At 34.1% G+C, this 13,680-nt stretch carries 11 protein-coding genes, 1 other RNA gene and 1 pseudogene; 3 read left to right on the top strand and 10 right to left on the bottom strand.

The features are described 5' to 3' along the window. Positions 1-35: 35 nt before the first annotated feature. The 3 genes from FC70_RS01685 to FC70_RS01675 all read right to left on the bottom strand — a co-directional run bounded on the left by FC70_RS01685 (position 36) and on the right by FC70_RS01675 (position 3,306). Positions 36-914: a GRP family sugar transporter gene (locus tag FC70_RS01685; protein ID WP_057889308.1), complete on the bottom strand. Its 879-nt coding sequence runs from the start codon at positions 912-914 to the stop codon at positions 36-38. A 191-nt stretch (positions 915-1,105) separates the two neighbouring features. Next, complete coding sequence (locus FC70_RS01680; protein WP_057889307.1) at positions 1,106-2,587, bottom strand: sensor histidine kinase; 1,482 nt, start codon at positions 2,585-2,587, stop codon at positions 1,106-1,108. Then, positions 2,584-3,306: a response regulator transcription factor gene (locus FC70_RS01675; protein ID WP_057889306.1), complete on the bottom strand. Its 723-nt coding sequence runs from the start codon at positions 3,304-3,306 to the stop codon at positions 2,584-2,586. Before FC70_RS01675 ends, FC70_RS01680 begins: the two co-directional genes overlap by 4 nt. 428 nt (positions 3,307-3,734) lie before the next feature. Between FC70_RS01675 and FC70_RS01670 the strand changes: the two genes are divergently transcribed. Further along, positions 3,735-4,889 carry an AbrB/MazE/SpoVT family DNA-binding domain-containing protein gene (locus FC70_RS01670; RefSeq protein ID WP_057889305.1) on the top strand — a complete coding sequence of 385 codons (1,155 nt, stop codon included), beginning with the start codon at positions 3,735-3,737 and terminating at the stop codon, positions 4,887-4,889. Between the two features lie 218 nt (positions 4,890-5,107). Next, positions 5,108-6,511, top strand: a complete 1,404-nt coding sequence (locus FC70_RS01665) for a DHA2 family efflux MFS transporter permease subunit (RefSeq protein ID WP_057889304.1) — start codon at positions 5,108-5,110, stop codon at positions 6,509-6,511. Between the two features lie 108 nt (positions 6,512-6,619). Here the strand turns inward: FC70_RS01665 and FC70_RS01660 are convergent, their stop codons facing one another. The 5 genes and pseudogenes from FC70_RS01660 to FC70_RS01645 form a co-directional block, all read right to left on the bottom strand. After that, a complete protein-coding gene (locus FC70_RS01660) occupies positions 6,620-7,354 on the bottom strand; it encodes a glucose 1-dehydrogenase (protein ID WP_057889303.1) in 735 nt (244 codons plus the stop codon). Between the two features lie 156 nt (positions 7,355-7,510). Then, positions 7,511-7,883: a transfer-messenger RNA gene (gene ssrA, locus FC70_RS09075) on the bottom strand. A 106-nt stretch (positions 7,884-7,989) separates the two neighbouring features. After that, positions 7,990-8,571: an aggregation-promoting factor gene (gene apf, locus FC70_RS01655; RefSeq protein WP_057889302.1), complete on the bottom strand. Its 582-nt coding sequence runs from the start codon at positions 8,569-8,571 to the stop codon at positions 7,990-7,992. Between the two features lie 311 nt (positions 8,572-8,882). Continuing rightward, the gene (locus FC70_RS01650) at positions 8,883-9,695 is read right to left on the bottom strand and encodes a Cof-type HAD-IIB family hydrolase (RefSeq protein ID WP_057889301.1); all 813 of its coding nucleotides are present in this window, start codon (positions 9,693-9,695) and stop codon (positions 8,883-8,885) included. Positions 9,696-9,879: 184 nt separating this feature from the next. Continuing rightward, positions 9,880-10,287 (bottom strand): annotated as a pseudogene (locus FC70_RS01645) (MarR family winged helix-turn-helix transcriptional regulator); the annotation flags it as partial. A gap of 148 nt (positions 10,288-10,435) precedes the next feature. On the opposite strand from FC70_RS01645, the gene FC70_RS01640 reads away from it, so the two are divergent. Continuing rightward, on the top strand, positions 10,436-11,245 hold the full coding sequence (locus tag FC70_RS01640; protein ID WP_057889300.1) for a LicD family protein: 810 nt from the start codon (positions 10,436-10,438) through the stop codon (positions 11,243-11,245). Positions 11,246-11,288: 43 nt separating this feature from the next. Here the strand turns inward: FC70_RS01640 and FC70_RS01635 are convergent, their stop codons facing one another. Next, complete coding sequence (locus FC70_RS01635) at positions 11,289-11,756, bottom strand: universal stress protein (protein ID WP_057889299.1); 468 nt, start codon at positions 11,754-11,756, stop codon at positions 11,289-11,291. 41 nt (positions 11,757-11,797) lie between these two features. Then, a complete protein-coding gene (locus FC70_RS01630; protein ID WP_057889298.1) occupies positions 11,798-13,648 on the bottom strand; it encodes an acyltransferase family protein in 1,851 nt (616 codons plus the stop codon). Positions 13,649-13,680 lie beyond the last annotated feature (32 nt).

The following is a 13,680-nucleotide window of genomic DNA, read 5'->3' as shown; positions in this document are numbered from 1 at the left end:
CACAATATTGGTCTAGACAACTTTAAAAATCAAGATTATTTTAACATTCCTAGTAGGACTGAACCAACGATTACCAAGACTGATCCAATCACAACATAAACCATTTCTTTACTAGTTTTCTTTTCTCCCAAGAACCAGATACTACCAAAAGTCGAAATCACGATTCCACTTTGAGCTAATGAATAACTAATAGCTAGTCCGACATGTGGAATTGAAATGAACATGAATAAATTACCAACACCCCAAACTAAACCAGTAAGAACATTTTTATATGAAACTGGTGCAGTAATATCTTTGGCGCTTTTTTTATACATTGCAAAGATAATTGCTCCAGCAAACATTCCGATTGCTTGTGGAAATACAACTGCTTTGGCATCAACATTGGCATAGTTAACAATAATTGTATACATTACATAACCCAATGTTGAAAAGATAATTGCTCGGGTACCAGTTGAAACATCATTAGGTTGAGATGATGTCACTCCGATTGCGGAAGCTCTACGATCACGTAATGATGTAATTGTTGCTCCGGCAATTAAAACGACCACCGCAATTGTTCCAACGGTAATCATGTGCGTTGTTTTCCATTCATGGAAAAGTAAAACTCCAGCTAAAGCGTTACCAGCTAACTGTAAACCAGTTGAAATAGGAACTGTTTTTGAAATACCAATCGCTTTCATCGACGTAAATTGTTGACTCTGGCCAACTGCCCAAAATAAACCAGACATTAATCCAGAAATCCAAACTCGTCCTGTAAGGGTTGGATGGTACACTACAATTGTAAAAATCCCGAATAACACGGCCCCGGCTGTCATTCCTAAAGTCTGTTGGATTGCTGTTCCACCCAACTTACCACTGATCAGTCCGACACTACCCCAGGCTAATGCTGGAATCAAAGCTAACGCAATAAACATAATTAAAATTCTCCCTTTTCTCTCTATGACTATACTATTATATAGTGATGTAATCGGTTTCACAACTGTTAATTATTTCACAAGGTCCAAATTTTAATTGGTCTATCTCTGGAAACGTTAACATTATCGTTTATCAGCAAAAAAAAAGTAATTGGTCTAAATTTGGCCAATTACTTTTAATTAATATGCAGTTAGTGCTTAGCATGTTCACGATCTGGAAAATAAATAGTAAATGTCGTTCCTTTGTTGATTTCACTAGTTACTTCAATAGTCCCACCGTGTAAGTCAACTAATTGATGAACAATCGCTAGTCCAAGACCAGATTCACCATATTCCGTGTTCATTCGTGAACGATCTGCCTTATAGAATCGTTCCCAAATATTTTTAACTTGCTCGTCCGTCATACCAATTCCAGTATCGGAAATCTTAAATTGACTTCCAGTATCAACTTTTTCTGCTTCTAATGTAATTTTTCCATTCGTTGTAAATTGAATCGCATTTTGTACAATATTAAAAATCACCTGAACAAACCGATCATAATCTGCATACGTCATTAATGAATCCGGTGCATCCACATTAATCTTATCGCCTTGATTTTCAGCTTTTTTATTCAGTTGTTCACTTAAATTATTTAAAACCTCAGAAGCATTAAATACTTTACGTTCCATTGTAAACTGATTAGTTCTAATTTTTTCATAATCCAAATTATCATTAACTAGTCGAATTAAGCGTTTTGTATCATTCTGCATTAATTTAATACTTTGTGCCTTATCTTCTTCAGGAATGGCATCGTACTCTAATCCTTCAAGTAGGCCATTAATGGTTGTTAGTGGTGTCCGCATTTCATGGGCTGCATCGGCCATAAACTGACGACGGCGTTCTTCTTGTCGCTTGATTTCTTCTTGTGATTCTTGTAAAGAACCTGCCATTTTACCAAAATCATTCGAAAGCTCAGTAATTTCATCACGACCACTCAAATCCAACTTCACATCATAATTACCATGGGTGATTTGATGCGTTGCAATTCGCATCTTATCAATTCGTTTAGTTGTTGAACGGGCAAAGAAATAACTTAAAATTAATGATATTAAGGAAGAAATTACAAATGCAATCCACAAATTATTCTTAATCTGCTGAACATTCCCTTGAATGTCAGAAACATAGGCACCAATAGACACAACCGCAACTAACTTGCCCTTATAAAAATACGGTCTAACTACTTCCGTCATTTGTGGCCGGCTATCATCTGCTTTTTCCTTAGCACTCGATGTCTTCGAACTGGTTTTGGTTTTAACAGCCGTTGCCATCATTTTGTGCACAGTTTTGCCTTGTTTTAGCTTTTTCCAATCAGCCTTGCTAACCTTGGTTGCAAATTCAGAACTAGAGTAACTGATTTTGTTTTGCTTACTATAGATTGTAAAGTGCACATTTTGACGAGCTAATAGCCGCGCATTATTTTGAAGTGGCACTGTAGTTAAGCCTTCAAATTGCTTTGTATTTTCATCATAACGCATTGAGTCTTCAATTAAACTATCCGAATAGTTTTGCAATTGCGTCCAAGTATTCGTATATAACATTTTAGTTGTAACGTTAATAAACAAAAGACCTACAATTACGATACACGTTAAAATAACTGCAAAAAAGCCCATCATTTGTTTATAGATTAATTTCATTGATTAGCTCCACTATCATCAAATTTATAACCAACACCCCAAACAGTTTGCACTACTTGTGGTCCAACTTTTTCTATTTTCTGACGTAATTTTTTAATATGCGCATCAACAGTTCGTTCATCACCATAATACTCATAATCCCAAACTAGTTGTAACAGCTGTTCACGAGAAAATACCTGTCGTGGCTTAGTTGCTAAAGTTTTTAATAAATCAAATTCTTTCGGCGTTAAGTCAGTAATTGCTTCATTATTTAAATACACTTCCCGCGTCTTACTATTAAGTCGGAAGTTTTCGGTCACGACATCAAAAGTTTCATCACTTTCATCTGCTTCAGATGAACCAATCGTATTTAACTCGCTGCGACGATACAATGCTTTGATTCGAGCAATTAAAGTAATTGGACTGAATGGTTTTGTAACATAGTCATCCGCACCCATTTCTAATCCTAAGACTTGGTCACTTTCTGAATCACGAGCGGTCAACATAATAATTGGAACGGTGGGTGACACTTTACGCAATTCGGCGGCTACTTGCATTCCATCCATCTTAGGTAAATTCAAGTCCAACGTTACAATATCCCAACTATTAGTGTCATCTTTGAATTTTTCAATTGCTTCTTCACCATCATAAGAAAAATGTGCATCCCATTTTTCTTTTTTAAAAAACATTGCCATCATTTCAGATACCGATTTGTTGTCTTCCACCATTAATAGTTTCATTATTTCTCCTCCTGTTGTATTACCGCTTATTCAGCAAGTATACTTTGTTTTATTTATTTTTAATAGTCTGAGCTTATTTCACTATCTCTAATTTACATAACAAATTTTGCATTTTATTGATTAGAATGTGAAGAAAGATTGATAATTTGTATCGAATAGCTTAAATTTATCTAAATAAACCGCTTATTTAGAAATAATCACATTTAAATAGTACAACGACTACTTTACTTTTTAAAAATTACTCATTTTTTTCATGATTCACTATTTTGAAAGTTTTAATTTTCGTATTTTAAAATACTTGCTTATGATATAATTTATTCTGTTAATTATCATACATAATTAGTGATTATTACTATAATCACATTGATTTATTAATCAACTTTTTATTTAAAAATTTAGCACATAATTCCAATAATTGAGGTATAAAAATGTCCACATCAACACGTAAATTATCCATTCCAGCAGAAGTTGTCGATAAACTTAATTTAAAACCTGGAGATCCAGTTAAAATAGTCAGCCAAGATAATGAATTTATTGTTAAACTAACCAATAAAAAAGAGTTAGCTTTAAATTCAATTTCTATTTTGTGGTATTTACCTACTTCTATCGTTGTTGGATTAATTTTCTATGCAGTCTTTATTAATCAAAAGGTCCATCAAATACCGCTACACGGTGATAATTCAATCGCAACTATGGTGATCTTTGGGAGTGTAATCACGGGAATTATTTTCTTTTCAATTTTCTTTTTTCTTAACCGAAAGCGAATTTCTAAAGATGGATCCCGAGTATACCTGCGAATTTATTTTCCATTAGTGATTTCATTTGCAGTTATCCTAGTCTTAGGCCTACTTGGTTTATTTTGGGTCATCGGTTTGATGTTCCACGGGGTATCATTTGATCCATTTACTTCTGCCATCATTTTTATCTTGTTCAACGCCTTAATTAACTATTCAATGATTTTAGCTGCCTTATCGGTTTCGACTAACGTTATGACTAACTTACTAATGGCCGTTATCATCAGCGGTACTGTACTTTCAATGCTTAGTAATCAAAATAGTCATTGGTGGCAACATAACCTTAGTTTTTTAGGCACCCAAATGGCTGACAAATCATGGCAATTTAACTTATCACTCATGTTATCTTCTCTCTTAATGATAGCTTTAGTTGACTATTTATTCGTTAGTTTACATGCCACATTTCCGCATTCAAAAAAATTATTACTTTTAAGAACATTATTAACCGTAACGGCTATTGATATTGCTGCAGTTGGTATTTTTCCAAATGACATTTCGTTCCATAATATTCATACGCAATTTGCCCAATTACTCGTTCTTTTCGTACTTGCCATGATGATTAGCGTTAACTGGCTTTTACCGAAGACTTCTAAAGAATTTACATTAGTATCTATCGGTGCTGGAATTGCGATTGCGGCTACTTCAATTGGATTTTATGGAATTCATTATCTATCATTAACTGCCTTTGAATTAATTGCATTCATGATTGCATTTGCATGGATTTTAATTTTATTACAAAACATCACTGACTTAACACAGACAGAAAATATTACCGTAAGAATCGAATAATGAAAAAATCAAAGCTAAAATTGTCAATTCAGCTTTGATTTTTTAGTCTAATTTAGTGTAAAATAATCAATATTATAAAATTTGTCGTGGTAAAGACGAGCGGTATGATTCCGTTCGGTACTTGTATATCCTTACATTAGCCTACATGATTAAGGAAAAGTACCTTTTAACTATTTATTTAGTTGGAAGTACTTTTCCTCGATGTGGAGGTTATTTTTTTGCAAAAAGAATCAAATCAAGTTTCAAAACAAACAAAACTCGCTATCTTTGGGACTGCCGGAGTAGCTTTTTGTGGAGTCTTGGTAGAAACGTCAATGAACGTTACATTTCCTACCTTAATGCGCCAATTCAATGCCACTCTTAGTCAAGTTCAGTGGGTTACTACTGCATATTTGTTGGCAGTCGCTGCCACAATGGTCATTGCGGCTTACATTCAAAGTAATTTCAAAACTAAAACTATCATTAATATTGGCGGAATTGCCTTCGTCTTAGGTGGTTTAATTTGTGCCTTTTCACCATCCCTTTCGCTCTTATTAATCGGACGAATTATTCAAGCATTTGGAACTGGGTTTGCAATGCCATTAGTCTTTTCACTGATTATGCATCAGATACCATTTAATCAGCAGGGCAAATTCACTGGCACTGCCGGCATGGTCATTGCCATGGCGCCTTCTTTAGGTCCAACCTATGGTGGCTTAGTCACTCAAACAATGAGCTGGCCTATTATTTTTTGGATTACAATTCCAATTGGGACAATCTGTTGGCTAATAGCTAGTTTCAATATGCCACAAAACCAAACTTTACATCGTCGGTCGTTCCCGCTGGGTCAATTTATCTTAATTACGCTTGGATTAGTGTTAATTGCACTTGGCTTTAATAGCGCAGGTCAACATGGTTTCACCAACCCTCAATTTTACATTCCTGTTTTAGTTGCCCTAATTGCAATTTATGGGTTTGTAAAATTAAGTGCCAAAGATTCTGACCCGTTACTTCAATTAAACGTTTTTAAAAATTCAATTTTTGCTAAGGTGTTAGCAATTTATTTTTTGATTCAATTTGTGCAAATCGGGATGGCTTTCTTACTCCCTAATTTTGCTCAACTGGCATTAGGAAAAGATTCATTAGTATCAGGTATGCTTTTATTAACAGGTAGTTTGGTGTCAGCCGTATTATCACCATTAGCGGGTAACTTTATGGATCGAGTCGGCTTTAACAAGCCGCTCGTCATCGGAGCCTTGTTCTTACTATTATCGACCCTATGCTTTGCCATTTTTGCACAGCACTTGAATGTTTTAACAATTATCATTTTCAATGTTTTCTATATGATTGGCTTTAGTTTTATATTCAATAACTCGTTAACATTCGGATTGCAAGAGGTAACTAAATCTCAAATTGGAGATGCCAATGCAATCTTCAATACTCTCCAACAATACTCCGGTTCTCTGGGTACCACGATTATGGCAGTGATGTTGGCTACAGGTTCACGCTTACTCCCCGACCATAACACAATTCATCAGACATTAATGGGTAATCAAATTGCCATGTGGACTAATCTTGGCATCATAATTGTTGTCATAATTTTAGTTATATCATTAAATCGTCAAATTAAAATTTCAAAATAATAATTGCACTCTACTAGGCTGTCATTGGACATCCTAGTATTTTTTTAAAATAAAAAACAATATTAGAATTAAACTTCATAATATTGTTTTAAGTGAATAATTTAATAATTACTGAGCGCTAATTCCACCGTCAATAACAAATTCCGAACCGGTAGAATAACTAGCATCATCGGAGGCTACAAATAAAACCATCTTTGAAACTTCTTCTGGTTCCGCAATTCGTTGGATTGGAATCATTTTAGCAAACTGAGCTACTTTATCTTCAGTTCCACCTTGATGAATCATTGGAGTAGAAATAACCCCCGGATGAATTGAATTAACTCTGATGCCATAATGAGCTAACTCTAAGGCAGCTGCCTTCGTAAACCCACGGACTGCAAATTTAGTATCTGTATACCCAATTGCACCGCCAACTAAGCCATTCAATGATGAAATATTAACAATACTTCCTTGTTTTTGTTCCTTCATTGCTTGCGCAGCATACTTAGTTCCCAAGAAAACACTTAATTGATTAATTTTAAAAATCTTCTCATAATCATCAACACTAACATCAAATAATGATTTAGCAACCGTAATACCAGCATTATTAACAAGAATATCTAATTTACCAAATTTATCAACGGTCGTATCAACAACGTTTTTCCAATCTGATTCACTAGCAACATCCTGTTTGATAAACAACGCATTTTCGCCTAATTCTTTAGCATATTTTTCACCCTTATCTGCGTTGATATCGGTGATAACAACTTTAGCTCCTTCAGCAATGAATAATTTAGCATGCGAAGCGCCCATTCCTTGTGAAGCACCAGTAATAATTGCGACTTTTCCCTTTAATTTATCCATAAAAATACTCCCTTTCGTTTAGACAGAAATTTTATATCTGACTGAACCGTATCACCATTTTGTAAGCGCTGTCAATTAAAGCGATTTTTATTAAAATAAAAAATGCGTCATAGCCACTGAATAATCAGTAGTTATAACACATTTTTGAAATACTCATTATGGAGATGAGGGGAGTCGAACCCCTGTCCTAGCATGTTGCCAATCTGACGTCTACGTTCATAAATCAACTATTTGAAATTTGCTAACCAATTCGCCGCTGATCAGGGCCAACATGATTAACTAGTCCGATTAATCTCTTCTTATCACTTCTGACTGGAGCAATAAGCGTGAGCTCACTTAATTTTTAGACCCAGTATCAAGCCATGAGCAAACCTGGCTGGATCTTCACTCGCTGGTATTAAGCAGCTAAAGCGAAATTGTTTGTATTATTTTTTGCAGTTATAATTTAAACTGAGCGTTTTAACGAAGACGCAACCTTCGAAACGCAGTCAAATCTCAACCCATACCAGTCGAATCCATAAACATCCCCGTTTATGCACATTCAATATTACCATATTGTGCACCATTTTGGTACTATTTGAGGTATAACTACAAAAAAAATGCCTCCTAAGAGACATTCATAATTAATTTAAATTTTAGTACCAACCATTAGCTAGCCAGAATGACTTAGCAGCAGTCCATGAACCATAACGACTAGAAACATATTGATCTGCAACGCGTTCTTGGTTAGCAGCTGAGTAATCACCATTTAAATATGATGCACTTAACTGATATTTACCAACAAATTGACCATTTGAAGCTGTATATGAGCCACCAGATTCTTTATTAGCAATCCAGTCTTTAGCTGATGCTTCGTCACCATTAGCGGTACTTTGGTAACTTGAAGTACTATTTGCTGTATTATCAGCTGAATCATCTACTGCAGGAGTTGATGCTACTTCAGCTTCAGTTGCTTCACGAACTTGACCATCACTTGTAATAAGTAACTTTTGTCCAGTCATGATGAAATCGATATTTGAAATACTATTCTTTTGTGCAATTGCATCAACTGTATCGGTTGTTTGTGTGTACTTAACAGCGATTTCTGAAAGTGTATCGCCCTTTTGAACTGTATAAATTTCGTCAGCGTTTGCTGTGGCAGTTGTTGCTACAACACCAAGTGCAACGGCACCCAAAGTAGCAACTGAATATTTTAAAACATTTTTACGTGAAGTCATATACCAATAACCATCCTTTTTTAATGTTTACCTTGTCTTTTTTCAACATTGCCTATCATAATTGATTGATATTACTCACACATAACATGCACATTTCAATTTTCTTTATTTTTGTTTTCTTTGTAATAAAACATTTGATTATTGATAATTTTTATCATATATTTTCTAATCAGGGTACTTTACCTTTTTGTCCTTCACTTGCTACAATCCTTATTAAATAAAGAAATAAAGGATGCTACTTATACAAGTAACATCCTTTTACTAATAATTAAGTTTTATATATTAATTATTACAAAATAATAATAATTAAGCTAAATTTTATCAAAATATTGATAATTTTCGATAAATTGAGCTACGCCGTCATCATCATTCGTTCCAGTGACGTCTGTTCCTTGTTGCTTAATGTCATCTTTTCCGTTATCCATTACGACACCAACTTCAGCGCTCTTTAACATTCCTAGATCATTTTCAGCATCCCCGAAAACCATTAAATTATCAAAATTCCAACCAAAGTTAGTGAGTAATGCTTCGAGTCCAACAGCTTTATCCATATCATGATCCAAGAATTCTAAAATTTTAGGTTGTGAACGAACAATATGGTAAGTATCAAACATTTCTTGGCTAACCTTTTTAAACGTAGCATCCAAAATTGCAGGGTCAGTTGCCATCACCGCTTTACTGAAATCGTGATTATCCAACTGATTAAAATCAGTTGGTACAAAATCAATATTTGCATTAAGCATTTTTTGATAAACTGATTGTTTCAAATCTGTAATCGGATAAACCGCCTGGAAATCTAAAACGTCTAATGGTAATCCATTAGTTTCTGCGAAATCATGTAGCAACTGTAGTTTTTGCTTAGAAATTCCTTGTTGGCTTAGTACCTTTTTTTCAGTATTTTGAATCACTAAAGCCCCATTGAATGTAATCGTATAATCGTCAGAATCAGTTAAGCCTAACTGTTCAATGTATTTCCAAATCGCATTAATTGGCCGTCCCGTACATAAAACAATTTTAATTCCTTCACTATGTAATTTTTTTAATGCACTCTCATTACGCGCACTGATTGTTTTCTCACCTGTTAACAATGTCCCATCTAAATCTAACGCTACCATTTTTATCATTTCAATCACCTCACGAGTACTATAACAAAAAACTACGGTTTAATCACCGTAGTTTTCAATAATTATTAGTATTTTAATCAGTTGCTGTACTTTCATTTTCTAAAGCATCTTGTAACTCTTGCGCTTTCTTAGCTGCCTTTTTCGCTGCAACCTTAGCCGCTTTTAATTCAGCTTCTTGTGCAACTTTTTTCTTTTTAGCTTCTTCTCGCACAATTCGATTATCAAACTCTTCAATAAAATCTAAAATTTCACTAGCTTTATCTTCACCAAAAATATTGACCCAGCCACTAAAGCGTAATGCAACATTTTCATTGATTTCTTCTTCTACCGCTTTACCACTCTTAGTGAGGTGTAAAAATAAACGACGACGATCTAATGGATCGGCCTTTTGATAAACATACTTATGTTTAAGTAATACTTTAATTTGACGTGAAATCGCACTTCTAGTTACCCCACGTTGTTCGGCAATATCCATTAACATAATCTTTTTTTGTGTCGCAATATCATGTAAAATAAGATATTGTTCAAAGGAAAGAAAGTATTTTGCGGCTGGTTCGGAAATAAAAGTATCTAACGATTTTAACGTTGACATATATACACTAATTGCTTTTGTAAGCAGTTCATCTGTGTCCAATAGCTATTCCCCTCTCGGTAATAATAATATACACTAGGCTTATAGACTATAATATGCGTCATTTAAAACAATATGTCAACTGATTAATATTTAAGGGGGTTAAAGGTTGAATTTAAAGCCAATACAACAAGTAGAACTCAGTCTTTTCGAGACTTTTATTAGAATTTGCAATCAATATTCATTACATTATTTTCTCGTCGGTGGCTCACTTCTAGGTGCCATTAGACATCATGGATTCATTCCATGGGATGATGATCTAGATGTCGGCATGCCCCGCGAAGACTATAATAAATTTTTAAAATTGGCGCCAGTACTTCTTTCACACTCGGCATACTTTTTACAAACACCATTCACTGATAAAAACTATGCAATGAGCTATGCTAAATTAATTGACTTAGATACCAAAATTCAAGAACGAAATAATTTTAATAATGCCAAAAATGGTATTTTTATTGATATCTTCCCATTTGATGCAATTCCTGAGAAGAGTAGTGAACAAACTACTCAAATGGCGAAAATTAAGTTTTACGACAGTTCCATCATTGTCCGTTTGGGTTATCGACTAACCGATTCAAATTTAAATAAATTATTCCGACCACTTAACCAACGGCAATATGCTGAAGTTCGCGAGTTAAAACACAAACGTGATCAAATTTTCCAACAATTTAATCAACAAGGTTTGCAACAATATAAAAACTTAGCTTCCCAATACAAGTATGATAAAGAAATTATGCTAATTGAGGAAATGAATAATTTAATTAGTCACCCATTCGCCCATTTAAATGTCATGATTCCCGCAGATTATGATGTCATTTTAAAAAGGATGTACGGTGATTATATGAAACTTCCACCAGAAGCAGATCAATCTCCAAAACATTATTCACAAGTTTTTATTAACGATATCGAAATTTTATAGTCAAAAGGGATACTTCAACTTAAATTGGAGTATCCCTTTTTGATTATCTAACTACAATTACCGAACAAGGTGCATTTTGTGACATATAACTTGCCTGAGTACCAATAAAAATACTGTTTTTGTCTTCTGTTTCCGAACCGCAAATTAATAAATCAGGTTTAAATTCTGGCAATATTGATTGTACAATTACTTTACCTGGTTTACCTTCACCAATAAATGCATCAACTTCAATCACACCAAATTCTTTAGCTTTTTTCACATATTCATTAACTAAAGCTTGCATTGCTTCTCTACGACCTTCGAGTACTTCTGGTTGCATACTCTCAAGTAGATTTAAATCTTTGGTTTCTAAAATAGTAACAATGCCCAACGGAACCTTAGCTGCATGTGCAAATGTCACTGCATAATTAAACGCCTTCCGTGATGAACTTGAATCGTCTTCATCAACTGCTACTAGAATTTTTTTAAAAGCCATCTCTTGAATTTCAAAATCTATTTCTCGTTTTCCCATGTTGATTCCTCCAATAATTCATATCATTACATAATTAACTCTTAATCATTCAATAGTTTACCGGTTATTAACTTAGCAAATTTAACATTTCCGTCTACATTAGTATGGACATTATCACTATAAAACCATTCCGGATGACCAATACTATATTGATACCAATCAATCACATGAACATTATCATATTTTTTATCAATTTTTTTAATTTCTTTATTCACCGGTTTTTGCCAAGCTTTAGAAGGGATATGTGTTGTCACCCAATATACCTGACGATCGGGACCAATTGTTTTTAAGATACTTTTTGCATCACTATCGGTAATTATACCATTGCTTCCAAGGTTAATTACTACGATATTTGCCAAATGACCATCCCTTTTAAGTGACTGTACAATCTCAGGTGCCTCATATGATTGTCGTCCAACTTTAGCTGAAATATAAATATTAGGGAATATTTCTTGTAAATTAACTGCACTATCTGCCAGCACTGAATCCCCAATTGCTGTCACTTTAAGCTGTTTGGCAGCTTTAACTTGTTGATTACTGAGTCCATACTTTTTAGCAACCTTACCATCTCCGATTGGGGGTTGATCATCAACTTTTCCAGACTTAATATTGGAATTATGTTGCTTAATGGTTTTATTGTTTTGTTCAATTCGTTTTTCTAACGCTGACTGTGGCTTTTCACTTGGTGATTGAATTATTCCAAAAATCGCAATTCCAAGAATAATAACCGTTGGAACCAACCATAACCATTGCCAAGATATATTTTTAAATTTAGTTAATTTACCGGGAAAATTTTGCCAGTCAAATTTTGCTATTGGTGCTTCAATAAATCGGTATGATAATTCACTAATTACTAATATAATTCCAATTTCAATTATTGCATTAATCAGTGGGTGTGAACCGATATTTTTAAAATTACTCTCATAAAAAATTAATACGGGAAATTGATACACATAAATCCCATAAGAACGTTTCCCAATCCAAGTAAAAATTGGATTAGTGAACCAAGCACTTAAACTACTACCTGGATGTGCAATTACACCCATTAAAATCATCGCAAAAATACTAAAAATAAACATACCACCATAGTATGTAAATGCTGCTTCACCTGGAAGTACAAAATACAGCAGCACCACAGCCAATAGTGCAATAATCCCAGTTATATCAATTAACTTTTTTGCTTGGGGTTTCAACTGATTTCGTAACTGGTCTGCGGGCCAGATAAAAGCTAACCATGCACCCAATAAAAAAGAAAATGCTCTAGTATCCGTACCATAATATACCCGATTAATATGACTAGGATCATACAATACAGCCATTAAGATTGCAGAAACAATACTCAAAGCTAATACAATATGACCAACTTGCTGCTTATTCTTTAGTAACTTAAAAAGTAAGACTAATAATAATGGCCAAATTAGATAAAATTGGACCTCCACACCTAATGTCCACAGATGTGTAAATGGTGATTCTCCAGCAAATCGATCAAAATAAGATTGATCGTAGATGACTTCCCACCAGTTATATATAAACAAAATATTTGTAATAAAAATACTTTTTAACTGGTAAAATAAGTTGCGCTGAAACAATGTAATGTAAGTAATGGTAAAGATTAACATTGAAATCAGCGTTGGGTATAACCGTTTAAGGCGTCTACAGTAAAAATTAACTATCCGAATAGATTGCTTATTTACTAATTTACCAACCATTTGATTAGTTACTAAATAGCCTGCCAGTAACAAAAAAATAGGAACTCCAAGATAACCACCCTTTAATACGTTAGGCAGTATATGATACACAATCACTCCAATTACAGCCAATGCACGTAGTCCATCAAACCCCGTAATATATCGGTGACTAGTTGTCTTACCTTGCCCCGTTGGATGTTTCATCTCGATCCCCTATTCTAGTTGTTTCAATAATT

Source organism: Paucilactobacillus oligofermentans DSM 15707 = LMG 22743, assembly GCF_001434315.1.
GTDB lineage: Bacteria > Bacillota > Bacilli > Lactobacillales > Lactobacillaceae > Paucilactobacillus > Paucilactobacillus oligofermentans.
This window is presented reverse-complemented; position numbering and strand designations above follow the sequence as displayed.